A 17,964-nucleotide genomic window follows, 5' to 3' on the forward strand; every position below is an offset into this window, starting at 1 on the left:
GTAGCGGCGGTCGCCCGGCTCCAGCCGCCCCCCGCGTACGACGGACATCTCCAGCCCGTGTCCGGGCGTGGTGTCGCCGGGGCGCCGGGGCACGCTGACCGCGACCGGGATGTGGGCCAGCTCGTCGCAGGTGGCGACGACGACGCGGCGTTCGACCGCCTCGGGCGTCGTGGTGTCCAGCCGCAGCCGGGTCTGCACGGACTCGGTGTACCAGCCGTGCGGATCGGTGCGGGTGCAGCCGGCCGGGCACTGCTCGGCGTGCATGCCGTGCGCCCGGTCCGCCGGGGTGTCCCACGGGGGTGGCGTGATGCCGGCCGTGCCGTCCGGGGAGTCGGGGTCGAGCGCCCGGCGCACCTGCGCCCAGTACTCGGCCCACTGGCGGACGTCACCCCCGCAGGCACCGACGACGGCCAGGGCGACCGCGCGGGTGGGGTGCTGCCGGCCGGCCAGCGCGTCGCTGACGGTGGTCCTGCCGTACTTGGTGCGGGCCGCCAGCTGTTCGAGGGTCAGGTCCGCGGTGCTGCGCAGGTCGCGCAGCCAGTACGCGAACTCCCGCACCGGTGACCCGTCCCGGACGATCTCCCTCTGCGGACGTCCCATGGTTCGCAACTCCGCTCTGTTCCCACGGCGTTGCCATCGAGTCTTCCACACGGGCGGACGGCTCGTCCCGTCTCGCGCGTTTGCCCACCGGTCGTCCCGGTTTTCCGGAGATCGTCCGGCTCCTCGGGGAATCGTTGAGGCGCCCGGCCCGGCGTTGTTACACAGGATCCGCCCGGCCGGAACGCATCCGCATCGGCCGGTTCCTGCTCTTGTGCCGGGAGAGAAGATGCCCCAGTTGCCCAGGATGCCCCGCTCGGCGCGGCTGCCGGCCGACACGGTGCCGAGGATGGAGAAGTTCGGCCGCTTCGAGTTCGACCCCGCCGGCAGCGACATCGACGCCTCCGACGTGTGGGCCGAACTCCAGCAGCCCTTCCTGGAGTTCGCGCAGGCCGATCCGCACGGGTTCGCCCGCGCGCTCGCCGACGCCGTGCTGCCGGCCGGGGGGTTCGCGCTGTTCGGGGCGGCCCGCACGGTGTGGAACCTGCTCGGCTCCGACTTCACCAGCTCCGCCTACGACGCCGTACGGATGGGCGCGCTGGAGTTCTTCCGGGCGAACGGCGTGCCCGACAGCCGGCTCTCCGCGGACGACTGGCGGTTCTGGCAGCGGTACCGCGACGAGCCCTGGCTGGTCGGACGGCCGGTGCCGACGCCCGAGGAGGCCCGGGTCACCCCTCTCGCGCCGGGTGAGACGCGCCGGATCGCACGGATGACCGCGGCGCCGGAGTCCAACGTCCTGTACGTGCGCGCCGCGCCGGGCGGTGGGTTCGTGGCCGTCGTCGACGCGCCGGCCGGCGAGGGCGACCCGACCCGCAGCCAGTTCGACTGGTCGGCCGCCGAGACCCTGCACGGCCTCTACACACGCATCGGCGAGGCCTTCCAGACGCCGGTCCACTGGGTCGCCGACGAACTGCTGCCGTTCGTACCGCTGCCGCCGGCCCGACTCTGACGCCGGGAGCGCCCGCCGTACCGCTTCGGCGAGCAGGCCTCCGGAACAGCCGGAGCACACAGAGCACACAGAGCCACAGCACAGGTGAACCGTACGAGTACGAGGAGAGCAGGTAACCATGGCCAAGCCGCCGGTGGAGATAACGACCCAGGCGTCGATGGCGGAAGCCGCCGACGTCTTTCGCAGGGCGATGCGGGTGAGCTGGTGGAGTGAGCACATCACCGGCGCCGGAACGACCTTCGAGGAGCCCAGAGCGTCGGTCTTCGAGCAGTTGCACCAGGACAAGCCGGACTTCGCCGTGATGGCGCTGCTCGGCGGCCGGGGGGCGGAGATCCAGAAGTCCGCCGTCCACATGTACATGTGGGACCGGGGCGGGCACCGCGAGATCGCCCTCGGCGTCGGCCGCAACCTGGCGTCCTTCGGCCTCAAGGCGAACCGGAAGATCCGCCGGTTCGTCGACGACCTGTCGGACGTCGACCCGTCCCTGGAGCACACGGGGATCTGAGACCGGCCGAAAGGGGGGATACGCCCGGACGGTGGGCGCCCGGATCGCTCCGGGTGCCCAACGGCCGGCGCGCTCAGGCGGGCGCGAAGGCGTCCGCCGAGATGTCCCGTTCGAGCACCGAGCGGTGGAAGGTGTACACGCCGATGTCGGAGACCTTGACCAGCAGGCAGTACCGGTCGAGGGAGGCCACCGTCCGGGCCACCGCCGCGTGTTCACGGCGCAGGAAGTGCACCGCGGCCTGGTTCGCCACCGAACTCTGCCCGCACACGAGCACCACGGGCCGGCTCGACTCCGGGGGCGTGAACTTGGCGACCACGGCGTACTCCTGGTTCCCCCGGTCGAAGTAGTAGTGCTCGTCCCCGACCGTGATCGCCACGGAGTCGGGCCGGTCGCCGTACGGATGGATCGTCACCCCTGGCAGATGCGCGGCCAGATGACCGCCGGTGCGGGGATTGGCGCCCCCGACCGGCCCACCGACACAGAACTCCGTCCGGTCGCCGTTGCCGCCCCGCAGGTCGCCGGACTCCACCGTCACCGCGCAGCCCAGCCCGCTGAGCAGCACGGCCAGGTCGACCACGGCCCGCAGGTCCCGCTGCTGGACCGCGCCGGGCATGCCGTGCCGGCTGCCGGAGACGATGACGCACGGCTCGCCCGGCCGGACGCCGAAGAACCCGGCCATGCGGTTCAGGGCCCGGGTGCGGCGCCATCGCTCCCAGGCCGCGCCCAGGCCGACGCCGAGCAGACTGGTCAGCAGACCGACCGCGATGTTGCCGAGTACCGAGACCATCGTCCCCCTCACCGCCCCGCCGTTCCGTCGGCTGTGCTCCGCGCGTGGCGTTCAGCCCCGGTTCGTGCCCGGCCGGGCGGGTTCCGCGCCGCCGGGCCGCGGCTCCGGGTCGACGGAGTGGATCAGCGCCACGACGCGCTCCCGCACGGGTTCCGGCGCCGGTACCTTCCCGTCGTCCTGCGGCGCCGTCCCGTCCGGGCCGGCGCCGATGCGCGTGACGCGCCGGCCGCCGGAGATCTCCAGCTCCCTCGTCAGCTCGTCGACCGTGCCGGTGTCGCCCGCGTCGACCGCGGTCGCCAGTTCGGCGAGCAGCTCGCCGACCTCCTCCCAGGCCTCGGGCGGCAGCCGCCACTCCTGGACCGCGCGCAGCGCCCGCAGCGCCGCGCCCGCCGCCTCAGGGTCGATCAAGGCCGTCCGGGCCCCTGTGCTCATGCTGTTCTTCCTTTCCTCCGCCACCGGCCGGGCCTCAGCGCCCCGTGTGGACGTAGGGCGCCCACACGGCCGGTGCCTTCGCGTAGCCCGCCCGCAGTTCGCGGACGATCCCGTGCACGGCCCGGGCGGTGTCGGTGACGTCGAGGCCGCCGCCGTAGGCGCGCAGCGAGCGGTACAGACGTTCCGTCAGCCGGACCGACACCAGGTCGGGCGCCTCCCACAGGGCTCCGACCACCTGGGGGTAGCCGGCGGTCTGGAACGCCGACGTCAGATGGATGGCCTCGTCCGGGAGGCGTTCGGTGCGCGCGGTGTGACACGCCAGCAGTACGGCGAGCTGGGCGCGCGGCAGGTGCCGGCGCGACACGTCCAGCACACCGAGCGGCCCGTCGGCCAGCTCCAGCCGGCTTCGTGACGGGTCCTCGGGGTCGCTGACGCCGTGACAGGCGAAGTGCACGGTGGCCGCCGAGGACAGCGCGGCCAGCACCCGTTCGACCGTCGCCTCCCCGCCCTCCAGACGGCGCAGCCCGGTCAGGGTGCGGGCCATGGCGGCCACCTCGTCCAGGGACGCCCCCTCCCCGCCGTCCACGCCGGTCGGCCGGCGCACCGCCAGGTGGGGCCCGGCGCCGCCGCCCACCGCCGGGACCTGCCGGGCGTGGCGCAGCGCCCTGATGCTCGGCGTGTACGACGAGGCCACCCGGTCCAGCACCGACCGCCGGCCGGCGAGCGCCTCCTTGCGCTGGTAGCCGGCGGCGTGCAACGGCAGATGGGCCAGTGGCCCCGAAGCCGACCACCACAGCCGGGGCACCACGTCGCGGGGTGTGCCGTCGGGGATCGGCTCGGTGAGACCGGCCGATTCCAGCACCGGCTCCGCGATCGCGTCCCAGAGCCACTCCAGCACGCCGAACACGGTCTCGGCGGCCTCCGCCCGCCGGCCGCGCGGGGCGTCGAGGCCCACGGCGACGGCGGTGAGGAACCGGCGGGCGTGCTGTGCGACGAGTCCCTCGGTGATGTCGAGTCGTACCGTCCTGATCTCCTCGGCGGTGACGACCAGCGCGTCCGAGCGCAGCCGGTCCACGTTGACCAGGACGATCGGCCCCTCGGCGGCCTCGGCCCGCATGTCCGCGGCGGCCGGCGGCAGGAGGAAGTCCGCGAACCCGTGGAGCTTGCGGATCTGTTCGAGCAGTTGCCGCCACTCCTCCGTCGCCGCGTGCTGCGCGCCGATCCGCCCGGCGTCGTCCGGCCCGGACGCGGCCCGGGTCTCCGACTCCCGCAGCCGCTGTCCGAGTTCGGTGAACGCGCGGGCCGCCTCTGGGTGGGCCGCGGCCAGGTCGGAGACGTCGGTACGCGCCTGGATGTCCTGGCCCATCAGCACCGCCCGGCCCTGCTCCAGCAGCGCCGCCGCCCGCTCCGTGCGGCCCGCGGCGAGCGCCACCGCACAGGCGGTGCGCGCCAGGCTCGTACCGGCCGGCTGGTCGGGGAGGTCGGCGGCGCGGCGGGCGCCGGCCGGCGCGGGGTAGCGGCGGCCGAGCAGCGCGGAGCGCAGGACGGCCTGTCGGTCGTCCCGGTGCAGCGCCTGCGAGGCGATCTGCGGCAGCATCTCCAGCGCGACCCCGGCCGCGTCCGTCGCACGGGCCCAGTCGCGGCGCTCCAGCGCGCTGTTCAGCGCGGTGCGCGCGTTCTCGAACCGTGCCAGGGGCGGCAGTGTCCGCTCGGCCTCCGGGTCCCACACCGAGGGTCGTTCCCCGCCGTACGGGTCGCCGACCACGTCGTCGTCGGCGACCCGTACCAGTTCCCGGACCTGGGCCAGCGCGGGGCGCAACTGCTCGCGCAGGGCGGCTAGTTCGGGCCCCCACTCCGGTGCCCGCGGCAGGTCCTCCAGTGCCCGGCCCGCCACCTCCGTGATCCGCAGCGCCTCCTGCGTGCCCTCCGGGTCGCGGCGCATCGCGGAGACGGACGCCAGCGCCTGGGCGTAGGGAATGGCACAACCCAGCCAGCTGGTGGAGCCCTCCGGGACCCGGCCGGCCGCCCAGCGCAGCGCGTCGCAGGCCCGGCCGACCGTCGCCACGTCGTGGTGCAGGAAGCCGTAGGCCTGACGGTGCATCTCCACCGCCACCAGCAGTTCGAGATAGCGGGCACAGGTGGGCGGCACCTTGGCGAGTTGTTCGTCGCCGCAGCGTACGGCCGCCGCGAGAACCTCGGGATCGGAGTCGAAGGGGTACCGGGCGGCGATCACGTGCACCAGCACCGAGGCGACCCAGGCGCGACGGCCGTCGGTCAGCGGTCCGGCGAGCAGCTCCCGCAGCTCCACCTCGGCGAGTGCCAGCCGGCGCGGGTCGGTGGCGCCCGCCCCGTGCAGCGCGCGCCTGACGGCCGCGGCCTGCGGAGGCAGTTCGGCGATGTCCTCGACGGTGGCCGGCACCTCGGGCCCGGCGTCCACCGGGGGACCGGGCGGCCACTCGGCGACGGGCGGGGCGGTGGGCGGGGTGAAGTGGCCCGGCGTGGTGGGAGGAGGACCGCCCAGGTGCGCGGCGAAGTCCGCCGGTCCGGGGCCCGGCGAGCGACGGCCGGGACGCTCCGGCGGCGCGTACATCCGCACCGGCGGCACCTGGACCCCGCGCAGCAGCGGTTCCATCAACGGGCGTGCCATGCGCACCAGTGCGGCCCCGTTGAACGGCATCACGCGCATCATCCGCGCCAGTTCGGCGCAGGCCGCGCGCTTCTGCTCGATGTGCGGGAGCAGGGGGTGGAGCGGGGGCAGGTCCCGCTGGAGCGCGGCCCAGAGTTCGTCGGAGCGCTGTACGTCCGCGCGGGACCAGGTGAGGAAGGCCCGGACCGTGAGCAGCGAGGCCATGTTGGCGGCGTAGACACCCATGTCGTCCGGCGGGGCGTGGACCCGGAACTCCTCCAGCTGCCCGATGGCCTCCTCGACCGTCTCCTCGTCCATGGTGCGGAACAGGGACGCGGTGAGTGCGAGCGAGAAGAACAGGTGTGCCGCGGCACGGTCGCCGCCCTGCTCGTGGGTGCCGTGTGTGCGGGCGTGCTCGACCGCCCGCAAGGACATCCGGCCGGCCCGTAACGCGCGTTCGACGACCTCGTCGTCGAGCGGCCGCGAGCGGTACCGGGTCAGCGAGGCGTGGACGGCGGTACGGCACACCACGTCCGCCTCCACGTGGTCCGGGCCCACCGCCTCGAACGCGGCGTACGCCCAGCGCTCGGCGTCGACCAGGGACGCCTCGTCGCCCGACTCGTGCCGGAACGCCGCGGCCTGCGCGAGCCGTGCCAGCAGGCTGGGGCGGACCAGGTCGTCCGCGGGCAGCTCGGCGGCCAGCCGCGCCGCGTGCCGCTCCGAGGGCCGGGGCGGTTCGAAGTGCCGAGGCAGCGGCTCCTCCAGCCAGGTCGCCGCGACCCGCACCGGATCGTCGGGCGCCCGGTCCTGGGTCTGGGCTGCCAGGTGGAGATGGACGTCGTCCGACAACCGGTGGTCGCCGAACCGCTGCGCTAGGGTCCGCTCCGCCAGCCACAGGTGCAACACCCAGCGCGAGCGCTGCGGATGGTCCCGCGCGCCGATGTCGAGGGCGTACTCGGTCAGCGCCGCGGCGGCCAGGGCACAGGGCCGGCCGCCCTCGCTCCAGGAGGCGCGCAACAGCCCCGCCGCGGGCCGCAGCCAGCCGGACGGGTCCTCGCCGGCCTCGGCCACATACCGCTCGACGGCCGGGTTCCACGCCGCGTCGCAGCGCACCAGCATGACGTCCACAGCAGTTCGCAGATCTGACACGCCGCCAGTCTCCCGCCGTACGGCCCGGATCGGGAGCCGTCCGGAAATCTCCGGAAAACCCGCTAGGGAACTTCTTCGAGCGCACGCCGGCATGCCGCGCGCGTCGGTGACTGGAGACGTGCCCGAGCACGGCATCCCTGCCTGTCCGGACGTCCGGGAGCGGGGGATGCCGTGCGGGTGCCTCCAGATCCGCAGTAGTGGAGTTCTACAGGTCGGGCGGCGCCCGCCCGCCTTCCGTCGCCGCCGTCGCCGCGCCGGGCGAGGCGAGCAGCCCGGCCAGGGCCGACTCCGGCGCGGGGGCGGGCAGGGCCGGGGCGTACGACGTCCCGATGCCACCGGCCGAGCAGTCGGCGTCGGCATGCTCGACGTGACCGGGGACGCCGTCCTCGGTGGCGTGGGCGCAGTCCGGTTCGGGCGCGTGGGCGCAGGGCGTGTGCCAGGGTGGCGACGCGTCGGCGTGCCCCGACGGCGCGGTGCGCGACGACGCGTCGGTGGGTCCGGACAATGCCGTGCGCGACGGCACGTCGGTGTGGGCGGACGGCGCGGGTCGGTCCGACTAGTCGGCGTGCGTGACCGGCGTGCGCGAGCCGGCGGCGGTCGCGTTGCCGGGCGCCAGTCCGTGCATGGCCGGCGAACCGGCCAGCACGACCAGCATCAGCAGCAGCACACCGCGCCCGGCGGGGCGACGACTGCGGGGCTGCGCGGCACTGCTCACGACGCTCACCCTAGGCAGCACGCCAGCACGCCAGCACGCCGGCCCCCCCCTCCCCCGGACATCCGCGCCCGGCTGACCGAAGCCATTCACGAACCCGCAACCCTCCTCGCGTATCGTCGGCCGAAGTCGGGCGGTCAGTGGGCCGCCGTCGAAGGAGTGGCCTTGAGCGAGCCGTCGAACACCGCCCGGACGCCGGACGAGCTGGACCGCCGGCTGGGCGTGCCGGACGCCGTGGTGATCGGGCTGGGCTCGATGATCGGCGCCGGGATCTTCGCCGCGCTCGCCCCCGCCGCGCAGGCCGCGGGCTCCGGGCTGCTGCTCGGCCTCGCCCTGGCCGCGGTCGTCGCCTACTGCAACGCCACCTCCTCGGCCCGCCTCGCCGCCCGCTACCCCGCCTCGGGCGGCACCTACGTCTACGGCCGTGAGCGGCTCGGCGACTTCTGGGGCTACCTGGCCGGATGGGCCTTCGTGGTCGGCAAGACCGCCTCGTGCGCGGCGATGGCCCTGACGGTCGGCGCGTACGTCTGGCCGGGGCAGGCGCACGCGGTGGCGGTCGCGGCGGTCGTGGCGCTCACCGCCGTGAACTACGCGGGCGTGCAGAAGTCCGCCTGGCTGACCCGCGTGATCGTCGCCGTGGCGCTGGCGGTGCTGGCCGCGGTCGTGGTGGCCGCCCTCACCTCCGGCGCGGCGGACGCTGCCCGGCTGGGCCTCGGCGACGACGCGACCTTCGGCGGCGTGCTCCAGGCGGCGGGCCTGTTGTTCTTCGCCTTCGCCGGGTACGCCCGGATCGCCACCCTCGGGGAGGAGGTCCGGGACCCGGGGCGCACGATCCCCCGTGCCGTCCCGCTCGCGCTCGGCATCACCCTGGCCGTCTACGCCTTGGTCGCCGTCGCGGCCCTGGCCGTCCTCGGCCCGGCCGGCCTCGCGCAGGCGGCCGCCCCGCTGTCGGACGCGGCCCGGGCGGCCGGTGCGGGCTGGCTGGCGCCGGTGGTCCGGGCCGGCGCCGCGGTGGCCGCGCTCGGCTCGCTGCTGGCGCTGATCCTCGGGGTCTCGCGCACCACCCTCGCGATGGCCCGGGACCGGCACCTGCCGCACGCCCTCGCCACGGTCCATCCGAGGTTCAAGGTGCCGCACCGCGCCGAACTCGCCGTCGGAGCGGTGGTCGCGGTGGTCGCGGCGACCGCGGACGTACGCGGCGCGATCGGGTTCTCCTCGTTCGGCGTCCTGGCGTACTACGCCGTCGCCAACGCGTCGGCCTGGACCCTCGCCCCGGACGAGGGCCGTCCCCACCCCGCCGTCCCCGTTGCCGGGCTGGCCGGTTGTCTCGTGCTGGCGTTCGCCCTGCCGCTCTCCTCGGTGATCTCCGGAGCCGCGGTGCTGGCCGTGGGAGCGGCGGCGTACGCGGTGCGCGGGGCGATCCGGCCGGGCACCACCTGAGGAAACTCCCGTCGGCGCCGGGTCACCCGGCCCGGCGGCCCCGCCTCGTGAAATGGGGCGTTCATTCGAGACCTTGACCACAATTGCGCAGGTCGTCGCCACTCGGGGTACCCGATACGAAACGGCAGCTCAGCCAACAGTTGTCGTTTGACAACTATGCCGCGAGGCAAGAAAGTAACCGTGTCGTGACGGGGCACGGGGAAGGGTCAGGAATGTGTTCCGGTGAACGGAGGGTGCCCGGCGGCGGGCGCCGGCGCGACAGGGCGCGGAAGTCTTCGGCGGTCCGGCGGGTTCAGGCGGTCCGGCCGCGGGGGATGTCCGCGTCCTCGTCGTGTATCCGCGCCGAGGCCGCGTCGCAGAACGCCTCCAGCCCCTGCACCAGCGCGACCCGGTGGGCGGCGGGCATCTGGTCCAGTACCGACTGCAACGCCCGTTCCCTGCGCGCGCGCAGATCGGACAGGAAGGCACGTCCCCGGCCGCTGAGATACAGCCGTACCTCGCGCCGGTCGGCCGGGCTCACCACCCGCTCGACGAACCCGGCCGCCTGCAGCCGGTCGCACAGGCGGCTGGTGGACGGCGGTGTGGAGGCCAGCGAGTCGGCGAGGGTGCGCAGGTTGATGCCCTCGTGGTGTTCGAGGATGAGCATCACGCGCAGCTGGGAGGCGGACGCGGGCGCGGTGGACGCCCGGCCCCACAGGACCTCCAGCAACTCCGCGGCCGTGGCGGTCACGCGCGCGGCGACCTCGTTCGGCTCGGGGCGGGGGCGGAAGGCAGTCACAGGCACACTCTCGCAGGCACGGGGATTGCCCGTCAGCGTACTAGGCGCGGCAGCCGGCCGGAGATGCCCTGGACGACCGACGCGGGCGGTCCGGGCGGCTTCGGCGGCCGCGTGAGGCCCGTAGGCGTTCGGCGAAGGATTGGTGTGTTGAACATCGTGAACAGATTTGTGGCCGCTGAGCGCGCGTTGCGCACGGCGGCACCCCATGAGTTGCTCGACGCTGTCCGCCGCGTACTGGTCGAGCAGTACGCGGCGGAGTCCGTCGAGCTCTACATGGCCGACTACGGCCTGACCGTGCTGCAGCCGGTCTCCGTGCTGCCGCACACACTGGAGCCGGTGTCGGTCCACAACAGCCCCGCGGGCCGGGCCTTCGGGGCCCAGGAGCCCTTCCTGGAGGACGCGCGGGACGGCGTGGTCCGCGCGCATCTGCCGGTCACCGTCCGCGGCGACCGGCTCGGCGTGCTGTCGGTGACGCTGCCCGACGACGAGCAGGTGAAGGAGAGCCTGGGCGAGCTGACGGAGATCGCGGAGGTGCTCGGGCACGAGGTGGTCGTGGCCGAGCGGGACACCGACGTCTATCTCCAGGCCCGCCGCAGGGACCGGCTCACGCTCGCCGCCGAGATGCAGTGGCATCTGCTGCCCGGACGCTCCTGCGCCCGGCGCGAGTACGAGCTGGGGGCCCAACTGGAACCGGCGTACGCCATCTTCGGGGACAACTTCGACTGGTCCGCGACGGCCGACCGGCTGACGCTGTACGTCACCAACGGCATGGGCGAGGGCATAGAGGCCTCCCTGCTGACGAACCTCGCGATCAACGCGCTGCGCAACGCGCGACGGGCCGGCATCCCCATCGCCGACCAGGCCGCGCTCGCCGACCAGGCGGTCTACGCCCACTACCGGGGCCGCAGTTATCTCTCGGTGCTGATGCTCGACTTCGAGCTCGCCACCGGGCGCGCCCGGGCGGTGGACGCCGGCTCCCCGCAGCTGCTGCGGATGCGCGGCGGCACGGTCGAACGAGTCACCTTCGAGGCCCAGCTTCCGCTGGGCATGTTCGAGGAGACCGACTACGTGGCGCAGGAGTTCCAGGCCGAGCCCGGTGACCGTCTCGTCTTCGTGAGCGACGGGGTCTACGACGTGGCCTCGCCGGGCGGAGAGGTGTACGGGGACGCCGCGCTCGCGCGGGCGATCCTGGCCACCCGTCTGCTTCCCGCGGCCGAGGTGCCGCGCGCCATCCTCCACGAGCTGACCGGCCATCGCGGCCGGCCGGCCCCGGACGACGACGCCCTCGTGGTGTGTCTGGACTGGCACGGAGATGACCAGGGGCACACGAAGGCACCGCCCGGGTAAGGGGATCGCGTGTTGTTCGCGCCGCGCCCCCGGGGCTAATGTTTGTCATACGGCAATTAACGGCTGAAGTCGGGCCGCTCGCCAGGCCGCAGGAGCCTGTGGAGAAGGAGACGATGCAGGTGCAGGAGCACGACGCGGCGGACGAGTCGGCCGCGCGGCAGGTAGCCGCCTTCCTCGACCGTTCCCGGGAACAGATCGCCCAGCGCTGGGCCGACGCCGCCCTGTTCCGTACGGTCTTCACTGTCTCGCGCGACGAGGCGGTGGAGGCCGGCAAGGCCGTGGTCGACGCCCTGTCCGCGGTCGCCGGATCCGGCCGGCTGGAGGACATCGCGGCGCCCGGCTTCGAAGGCGTGCGCGACCAACTGGGGCGGATGGCCTCCTCCCGGGCCCGTACCGGACTGACCCCGGCGCAGATCGCCGAGGAGGTGGCCGCCTTGCGCGAACCGGTGGTCGCCCTGCTGCGCGAGGGCTTCGCCGACCCGGCCGATCGGCAGGCGGACGGCGCCGTGCTGGCGCTGACCGTGCTGATGGGCACGCTGCGGCTGGTGGTGATGGAGCGGGCGCTCAGCGCGGGCGAGGAGCTGATCGAACGCCAGCGGCAGCAGCTGCTGGAAGTGGCCACTCCGGTGGTCAAGTTGTGGGAGGGGACCGTCGCCGTGCCGCTGATCGGCACGCTGGACAGCGCGCGCAGCCAGGTCGTGATGGAGAACCTGCTGGACGCGATCGTCGCCCAGCGCGCCCGGTTCGCCATCCTCGACATCACCGGTGTGCCCACCGTCGACTCGCTGGTCGCCCAGCACCTGATGAAGACGGTGGCCGCCGCCCGGCTGATGGGCGCCGAGTGCATCGTCTCCGGCATCCGGCCCGCCATCGCGCAGACCATCGTCCACCTGGGTATCGACCTCGGCTCCGTGCTCACCCGTGCCACCCTGGCCGACGCGCTGGCCCACGCCATCGCCCAGCAGGACGCCGAGGTCTCGGCCCGCGCGGCGGCGGGAGCGAGCCCGCAGTGAGTGCCCTCGCCGACCCGGCGGCCCCGGTGCCCGTACTGACACTGGGGGATGTCCTGCTCGTCAGTCTCCAGGGCGAGTTGCACGACGGCATGGCCGAGCAGCTCCAGCAGGACATCACCCGGCGCATCGCGGGCAGCGGGGTGACCGGGGTGGTCATCGACATCTCCGGCGTGGACATGGTGGACTCCTTCCTCGGCCGCGTCCTCGCCGAGATCGCCTCCAGCGCCGGTCTGCTGGCCGCCCGTACGGTGCTGGCCGGTATGCGGCCCGCCGTGGCGATCACCCTGGTCGAACTGGGGCTCACGCTGCCCGGTCTGGTCACCGCCCTGGACACCGAGCGCGCGCTGGAACTCCTCGGCCACTCGGCGAGCGGAGGACGCACATGACGCCGACCTCCCGCCAGGCCGCCACGACCACCCTGCAGATCGGATCGGACGCCGATCTGGCCTGGGTGCGGCAGCAGGTGCGACAGGTCGGGTCCGAACTCGGCTTCGGACTGGTGCAGTTGACCAAACTGGTCACCGCGGCCAGCGAACTGGCCCGCAACACCCTTGTCCACGGCGGCGGAGGACATGTGGAGATCACCCCGCTGGACAACGGCCAGGACCGCGGGCTGCGGCTGTCGTTCGTAGACGCCGGTCCCGGCATCCGGGACGTCGAGAGTGCCATGACCGACGGCTACACCACCGGCGGCGGTCTGGGCCTCGGCCTCAGCGGGGCCAAACGCCTCGTCCACGAACTGGCCATCGACACCGAGCCCGGACGCGGCACCACCGTCACCGTCGTCGCCTGGAGCTCCGTACTCCCCACCGCCCGGCCGGGGATCGTATGAGCAGGGTGTGGGACATCCCCGTGCACGACTCCACCCGGGTCCGGGACGTCCGGGTCGCCGCCGAGGCGGCCGGCGCCCGGGCCGGGCTCGACACGCACCGCATCGCGGTGGCCTCCCTCGTGGCCACCGAACTCGCCACGAACCTCGTCAAGCACGCGGACGGCGGCCGTATCGTGATCAACCTCGTCGAACGCCCCGCCGCGGACCGGCCCGTGCCCTCGGTGCAGCTCGTCTCCCTCGACCACGGGCCCGGCATCACCGACGTCGAGGCCGCGCTGCGCGACGGCCACACCACCGCCACCACCTCCCTCGGCGCGGGCCTCGGCACGTGCCGGCGGATATCCAGTGACTTCGACCTCCACAGCGTCCGCGGCCGGGGCACCGTGGCGATCGCCCGCATCGACAGGACGCCCGCGGCCCGGCACGCGGTGCCCGAGTCCGGCCCGCGCGTGGGCGGTGTCAACATCTCCCTCGCGCAGGCCGAGTACTCCGGCGACGCCTGGAGCTGGGTCCGCAACCGGAAGCTGCTGACGCTGATGCTCGCCGACGGGCTCGGCCACGGTGCCAAGGCCGCCCAGGCCTCCGGCGCCGCCGTCGAGGAGCTGCGCCGCTCGGAGCATCTGCCGCCCGTGGAGATCCTTCGGCACCTCAACACCGCGCTGCGGCCCACCCGGGGCGCCGCCGTCGCCATAGCCCAGCTGGACCTGGACACCGACCAGCTCCGCTTCGCCGGCATCGGCAACATCGGCGCCCGTCTGTACACCGGCGGCGACTGGCAGGCGCTGGTCTCCCACCCCGGCATCGTCGGCTCGCACTTCCCGACCACCGTCCCCCAGCGGCAGCTGGCCTGGCGGCCCGACAGCATGCTCGTCCTGCACAGCGACGGACTGCCCAGCCGCTGGACCCCGCCCGGCGACCCCGGCCTTGCGCGCCACGATCCCGCGGTGGTGGCCGCCGCCATCCTGCGCGATGCCAGCAGCGCCGCCCGCCCCGTACGCGACGACACCAGTGTGGCCGTACTGGCCCCCGACAGCCGGACCCGCGCCCATGACCGCCGCTCCTGACACCTGGACCATCAGCTCGGCGGCCGACGCCGCCCGGGCCCGCAGCGCCGTGGCCCGGCTCACCGAGCACGCCCCGGCCCTGGACCGCGCACGCTTCCTGACCGACCTCACCGCCCAGCTGCGGCTCTGCCTCGACGAGGGCGGCGCGGAACTCGTCCTCAGCACCCGGCACGCCGACCGGCTCCAGGTCGACGTGCACCCCACCGGCCGGCCCACGCACCGGCTCACCCTGACCTGCCCCCAACGCCCCGGAGGGAAGGCCACCGACGGCGCGGACCTCGCCGACGCGCTGCTCACGGCCGACGAGGACGCGGGCGAGCTGGTGGACCAACTGGACGGAGTCCGCGAGGAGCTGGAGGACCTCCAGTGCAAGCTGGCCGGACTCCGCCGCCAGCAGGGCGCCCTCCAGGAGAAGCTGGACGAGAAGGAAGCCCTGGTCCGCTTCCATCGCGAGGAACTGCACGAGACCAACCAGGGCGTGCTGGCCCTGCACGCCGAACTGGACGCCGCCGCCCTCGCCCAGCGGGAACTGCTGGACGCCGAACGGGCCGCGCGCGCCGAGGCAGAGAGCGCGCGCCGGCTGCTGACGTTCCTCGCGAACGCCAGCGCCGTCGTGACCGCCTCGCTCGACCACGACGCCATCCTGCGCCGGCTGCCCGAGCTCCTGGTCCCCGAGTACGCCCTCGACGTCGACATCTGGCTCTTCGACGACGAGGAGGTGCCGAGGGGCGGTACGCGCCCCGCCGCCGCGGTGACCGCCGCCCGCACCGGCCGCCCCCAGCACGCCGCGGGACACCCCGGCGGCCTGCCCGGCGTGGACGATCTGCCCGCCTCCGTGCTGGCCCCGGACCGGCCGCTGCTGTGCATCCCGCTCACCGCGCACCGCATGCTGGGTGTGCTGACGCTGACCGCGCCCGGCTCCCGCTTCGACCCGGACACCTCCGTGATGCTGGTCGAACTCGCCCGACGGATCGGCACCGCGCTGGACCACGCCCGCCGCTACGAACAGCACCGCGACATCGCCGAGGCCCTGCAACGCGCCCAGCTCACCGACCTCCCCGAGGTCGAGGGCCTCACCCTGGCCGCCCGCTATCTGCCCGCCACGCGCGGCCTCAACATCGGCGGCGACTGGTACGACGCCTTCCCGCAGCCCGACGGAAGCCTGCTCGCGGTGATAGGAGACGTCACGGGGCACGGACTGCGCGCGGCCGTCATGATGGGCCAGTTGCGCACCGCCCTGCGCGCGTACGCCGTCGAGGGCGACGGCCCCGCCCGGATCCTCACGCGGCTGCACCACATGCTCCGCCACCAGCAGCCCGACCTGTACGCCACGGCGGTCGTCGCCCGCTTCCGGCCCGGCGACCCGGCCCTCGTCTGGGCGTCCGCCGGGCATCCGCCCCTCGTGGTGCGCGAACCCGGCGGCGGAGTACGGGTTTTGGACGCCAAGCCGGGGATCATGCTGGGCGTCCCCATCCCGTACGAGTACCAGGAGCACTCCGTCGACCTGCCGCGCGGCTCGACGCTCGCGCTGTACACCGACGGCCTGGTCGAGCGGCGGGCCCTGGGCATCGACCCCGGCATCGACCGGCTCACCGCGACGCTGGCCGGGCTCAGCGGGACGGAGCTGGAGCGCGACCTGGACGCCTCAGCCGAGTCCCTGCTCACACCGATGCTGCACGACTCCGAACGCGACGACGACGTCTGCATGCTGCTGTGCCACACCACCCGCACGCCGTCCCCGGTGGTGCCGCCCGTGCCGTCCCCGAGAGCGGACCGGGGAGCCGTCCACGCCGACGCCACGGGCCGGTCACTGCCGGGTTAGGCCCTGTCGTCGAAGCCACCCGTCCGCCACGCGACGCCGTCCGCGCGGACGAGGGGAGTTCGACGACAGGTGCCGGAAGGCGGAGTTCGCGTACGGCCACGCGCCGGTCTCACCCGTCGGACGCCACGTCACCCGGCAGCGGTGCCCGGTCCGTCCGGGTCGCCAGGAACGCCCGCAGCCCCCGGCCGAGTGCCTCCCGCTCGTCAGGCTCCATCCCCGCCAGCGCCGCCCCCAGTGCCCACGCCCGCCGCTCGGCCACGTCGTCGAGCACATGCCTGCCGTGGGCCGTCAGACTCAGCCGCACCTCACGCCGCTTGTGCGGATGCAACGTCCGCTCCAGCAGCCCCGCCGCCTCCAGCCGGTCGCACAGCCGACTGGCCGTGGGAAGCCCTATGTCCAGCCGCTCGGCGAGCCCGGTGAGATTCAGCCCCGGCGCCACCTCCAACGCCCGCAACGCCCGTAGCTGATGCAGCGACAGCCGCAGCACCGCGCCCTGCGCCGCCAGCGACCACAGGTTCGTCAAGCGCTCCACGGCATCGGCGATCTCGGGCGCGACGGCCTGCGGACCGTCACCCGATTCCTTCGCCTGATCGTCGCCGGGGCCGACGAGGTGGGTCACGAAAACATCACTTTCAGTAAGCTCCGGGCAGGTGAAAGTCACCCTCTCAGACGCTGTACCCGAAGGGGGCGAGGACATACGGACCGGGTCCGGTGCATCCGATCGTCATCGCCCGGGCGAAGGAGGGTAGGGACATACCCATGCCCTTGTCGATCACGGCCCGGCCCCGGCCCCGGCGCCGGTTCCGGAGCCGGGGCCGGGTGAGGGGCGCCGGCGATGGCGAGCGTGGGCTTCGGTGTGCAGTTCCTGGCCATGGCCCAGGTGGGCGCCGGGAGCGGGCTGTGGCCGGTGGTGCTGAGCCGGGTGGTGTCCGTCGTGGTCATCGCCGCCGTCCTGGTCCCGTTCGGCGGCCCCCTGACCCTGCCGGGCCGGTCATGGGCGGCGACGGCGACGGCGGGGGCGGTCGGCACGCTGGCGATCGTGCTGTACCTGGAGTCGACCAGGGAGCAGCTCATGGCGGTGGCCACGGTGCTGTCGTCCCTGTACCCGGCGGTCCCCGTCGTCCTGGCCCTGCTGTTCCTGAAGGAACGCCTGAACCACCGTCAGGTGACCGGCCTGGCCTGCGCGGTGGTGGCGATCGGCCTCATCGCGCTGCGGTGAGGCCACCGTGCGCCCCGAACGCCGCGCCGCACCCCGGGCGGGGACTCTGGTGCGGCCGAGGCGTACACCGCCACGGTCGCCGGAGTACCGGCCCGGCTCGCCCGGCTGCTGTCGAGCCCGCTGGACAAAGCGGCCGAGTTCAGCCCGCCCGGGCGGGCCGTCGTGGGCAGGCAGTGCAGTCCCGGCACGACGCCGATCGATGTTCCCCGCGCGGTCCTCCGCGGCCCGCTCAGCCCTGCTGCCCGCTGATGTTGACCATCCAGGCGGTGCCGAAGCGGTCCTGGCACATGCCGAAGACGTCGCCCCACATCTGCTTCTCGATCGGCACCGTCACCGTGCCGCCGGCCGACAACTTCTCCCAGTAGCCGCGCAGTTCGGCCTCGTCCTCACCGCTCAGGCTGATCGAGTACGCGTTGCCGCGGCTGTACTCCTCGCCGGGCGGGGTGTCCGCGCACATCAGGGTGAACCCGCTCGGCGTCTCCAGCATGCCGTGCATGATCTTGTCGGCGTCGGCGGTGCCCGACTGGCCGCCGAGGTCGGCGTAGGTGGCCACCGCGAGCGTGCCGCCGAAGACCTCCTTGTAGAACTCCAGCGCCTGGCGGGCGTCGCCTTCGAAGACGAGATAGGGGTTGAGTCGCGAAGCCATGAGAACCTCCCGAAGGGAGCGGACGGTCATTGCTCCGCACCCTAGC

At 73.9% G+C, this 17,964-nt stretch carries 19 protein-coding genes; 10 read left to right on the forward strand and 9 right to left on the reverse strand.

Features of this window, described 5'->3' with window-relative positions:
• Positions 1-600 (reverse strand): helix-turn-helix transcriptional regulator (locus tag AB0O67_RS22415; RefSeq protein ID WP_365452644.1); only part of this gene is annotated, 600 nt, incomplete at its 3' end.
• A gap of 226 nt (positions 601-826) precedes the next feature.
• Here AB0O67_RS22415 and AB0O67_RS22420 point away from each other — a divergent pair.
• Both AB0O67_RS22420 and AB0O67_RS22425 read left to right on the forward strand, forming a co-directional pair.
• Positions 827-1,546 (forward strand): hypothetical protein, encoded by a 720-nt coding sequence (locus tag AB0O67_RS22420; protein ID WP_365452646.1) that lies wholly within the window; start codon positions 827-829, stop codon positions 1,544-1,546.
• Positions 1,547-1,664: 118 nt separating this feature from the next.
• On the forward strand, positions 1,665-2,051 hold the full coding sequence (locus AB0O67_RS22425; RefSeq protein WP_365452648.1) for a hypothetical protein: 387 nt from the start codon (positions 1,665-1,667) through the stop codon (positions 2,049-2,051).
• 73 nt (positions 2,052-2,124) lie between these two features.
• Here AB0O67_RS22425 and AB0O67_RS22430 read toward each other — a convergent pair whose 3' ends face one another.
• From AB0O67_RS22430 to AB0O67_RS22450, 5 genes are all read right to left on the reverse strand, one after another.
• Entirely contained in the window at positions 2,125-2,838 is a 714-nt protein-coding gene (locus tag AB0O67_RS22430) for a hypothetical protein (protein ID WP_365452650.1), read from the reverse strand.
• 51 nt (positions 2,839-2,889) lie between these two features.
• Positions 2,890-3,270 carry a CATRA system-associated protein gene (locus tag AB0O67_RS22435; protein WP_365452652.1) on the reverse strand — a complete coding sequence of 127 codons (381 nt, stop codon included), beginning with the start codon at positions 3,268-3,270 and terminating at the stop codon, positions 2,890-2,892.
• A 34-nt stretch (positions 3,271-3,304) separates the two neighbouring features.
• The gene (locus AB0O67_RS22440) at positions 3,305-7,045 is read right to left on the reverse strand and encodes a CHAT domain-containing protein (protein WP_365452654.1); all 3,741 of its coding nucleotides are present in this window, start codon (positions 7,043-7,045) and stop codon (positions 3,305-3,307) included.
• 205 nt (positions 7,046-7,250) lie between these two features.
• Positions 7,251-7,550: a DUF6153 family protein gene (locus tag AB0O67_RS22445; protein WP_365452656.1), complete on the reverse strand. Its 300-nt coding sequence runs from the start codon at positions 7,548-7,550 to the stop codon at positions 7,251-7,253.
• A gap of 51 nt (positions 7,551-7,601) precedes the next feature.
• Complete coding sequence (locus AB0O67_RS22450; RefSeq protein ID WP_365452658.1) at positions 7,602-7,760, reverse strand: hypothetical protein; 159 nt, start codon at positions 7,758-7,760, stop codon at positions 7,602-7,604.
• 162 nt (positions 7,761-7,922) lie between these two features.
• Between AB0O67_RS22450 and AB0O67_RS22455 the strand changes: the two genes are divergently transcribed.
• The gene (locus tag AB0O67_RS22455; protein ID WP_365452660.1) at positions 7,923-9,197 is read left to right on the forward strand and encodes an APC family permease; all 1,275 of its coding nucleotides are present in this window, start codon (positions 7,923-7,925) and stop codon (positions 9,195-9,197) included.
• Between the two features lie 292 nt (positions 9,198-9,489).
• Here the strand turns inward: AB0O67_RS22455 and AB0O67_RS22460 are convergent, their stop codons facing one another.
• Positions 9,490-9,981, reverse strand: coding sequence for a MarR family transcriptional regulator (locus AB0O67_RS22460; protein ID WP_365452662.1), 492 nt, complete (start codon positions 9,979-9,981; stop codon positions 9,490-9,492).
• A 150-nt stretch (positions 9,982-10,131) separates the two neighbouring features.
• Here AB0O67_RS22460 and AB0O67_RS22465 point away from each other — a divergent pair, with 150 nt between their 5' ends.
• From AB0O67_RS22465 to AB0O67_RS22490, 6 genes are all read left to right on the forward strand, one after another.
• A complete protein-coding gene (locus tag AB0O67_RS22465; RefSeq protein ID WP_365452709.1) occupies positions 10,132-11,322 on the forward strand; it encodes a PP2C family protein-serine/threonine phosphatase in 1,191 nt (396 codons plus the stop codon).
• 113 nt (positions 11,323-11,435) lie between these two features.
• Positions 11,436-12,335 (forward strand): STAS domain-containing protein, encoded by a 900-nt coding sequence (locus tag AB0O67_RS22470; protein ID WP_365452711.1) that lies wholly within the window; start codon positions 11,436-11,438, stop codon positions 12,333-12,335.
• Positions 12,332-12,721 carry an STAS domain-containing protein gene (locus AB0O67_RS22475; protein WP_365452664.1) on the forward strand — a complete coding sequence of 130 codons (390 nt, stop codon included), beginning with the start codon at positions 12,332-12,334 and terminating at the stop codon, positions 12,719-12,721. Before AB0O67_RS22470 ends, AB0O67_RS22475 begins: the two co-directional genes overlap by 4 nt.
• Positions 12,718-13,167, forward strand: a complete 450-nt coding sequence (locus AB0O67_RS22480; protein ID WP_365452666.1) for an ATP-binding protein — start codon at positions 12,718-12,720, stop codon at positions 13,165-13,167. The genes AB0O67_RS22475 and AB0O67_RS22480 overlap by 4 nt, the downstream gene beginning before the upstream one ends.
• A complete protein-coding gene (locus AB0O67_RS22485) occupies positions 13,164-14,231 on the forward strand; it encodes a SpoIIE family protein phosphatase (protein ID WP_365452668.1) in 1,068 nt (355 codons plus the stop codon). The genes AB0O67_RS22480 and AB0O67_RS22485 overlap by 4 nt, the downstream gene beginning before the upstream one ends.
• Positions 14,215-16,053, forward strand: a complete 1,839-nt coding sequence (locus AB0O67_RS22490) for a SpoIIE family protein phosphatase (protein ID WP_365452670.1) — start codon at positions 14,215-14,217, stop codon at positions 16,051-16,053. The genes AB0O67_RS22485 and AB0O67_RS22490 overlap by 17 nt, the downstream gene beginning before the upstream one ends.
• Before the next feature lie 109 nt (positions 16,054-16,162).
• Here the strand turns inward: AB0O67_RS22490 and AB0O67_RS22495 are convergent, their stop codons facing one another.
• Positions 16,163-16,672 (reverse strand): MarR family transcriptional regulator, encoded by a 510-nt coding sequence (locus AB0O67_RS22495; RefSeq protein WP_365452672.1) that lies wholly within the window; start codon positions 16,670-16,672, stop codon positions 16,163-16,165.
• A gap of 216 nt (positions 16,673-16,888) precedes the next feature.
• Between AB0O67_RS22495 and AB0O67_RS22500 the strand changes: the two genes are divergently transcribed.
• Complete coding sequence (locus AB0O67_RS22500) at positions 16,889-17,272, forward strand: EamA family transporter (RefSeq protein ID WP_365452674.1); 384 nt, start codon at positions 16,889-16,891, stop codon at positions 17,270-17,272.
• A gap of 229 nt (positions 17,273-17,501) precedes the next feature.
• Here AB0O67_RS22500 and AB0O67_RS22505 read toward each other — a convergent pair whose 3' ends face one another.
• The gene (locus tag AB0O67_RS22505) at positions 17,502-17,918 is read right to left on the reverse strand and encodes a VOC family protein (protein ID WP_365452676.1); all 417 of its coding nucleotides are present in this window, start codon (positions 17,916-17,918) and stop codon (positions 17,502-17,504) included.
• Between the last annotated feature and the right edge of the window lie 46 nt (positions 17,919-17,964).

Origin of the sequence: Streptomyces sp. NPDC086077, assembly GCF_040686175.1 — a bacterium.
Lineage (GTDB): Bacteria > Actinomycetota > Actinomycetes > Streptomycetales > Streptomycetaceae > Streptomyces.

Bases quoted from the DNA above. Each gene is read 5' to 3' on its own strand.
- AB0O67_RS22480 (WP_365452666.1), top strand. From the start codon at position 12,718: ATGACGCCGACCTCCCGCCAGGCCGCCACGACCACCCTGCAGATCGGA.
- AB0O67_RS22430 (WP_365452650.1), bottom strand. From the start codon at position 2,838: ATGGTCTCGGTACTCGGCAACATCGCGGTCGGTCTGCTGACCAGTCTG.
- AB0O67_RS22420 (WP_365452646.1), top strand. From the start codon at position 827: ATGCCCCAGTTGCCCAGGATGCCCCGCTCGGCGCGGCTGCCGGCCGAC.
- AB0O67_RS22435 (WP_365452652.1), bottom strand. From the start codon at position 3,270: ATGAGCACAGGGGCCCGGACGGCCTTGATCGACCCTGAGGCGGCGGGC.
- AB0O67_RS22490 (WP_365452670.1), top strand. From the start codon at position 14,215: ATGACCGCCGCTCCTGACACCTGGACCATCAGCTCGGCGGCCGACGCC.
- AB0O67_RS22505 (WP_365452676.1), bottom strand. From the start codon at position 17,918: ATGGCTTCGCGACTCAACCCCTATCTCGTCTTCGAAGGCGACGCCCGC.
- AB0O67_RS22500 (WP_365452674.1), top strand. From the start codon at position 16,889: ATGGCGAGCGTGGGCTTCGGTGTGCAGTTCCTGGCCATGGCCCAGGTG.
- AB0O67_RS22485 (WP_365452668.1), top strand. From the start codon at position 13,164: ATGAGCAGGGTGTGGGACATCCCCGTGCACGACTCCACCCGGGTCCGG.
- AB0O67_RS22425 (WP_365452648.1), top strand. From the start codon at position 1,665: ATGGCCAAGCCGCCGGTGGAGATAACGACCCAGGCGTCGATGGCGGAA.
- AB0O67_RS22470 (WP_365452711.1), top strand. From the start codon at position 11,436: ATGCAGGTGCAGGAGCACGACGCGGCGGACGAGTCGGCCGCGCGGCAG.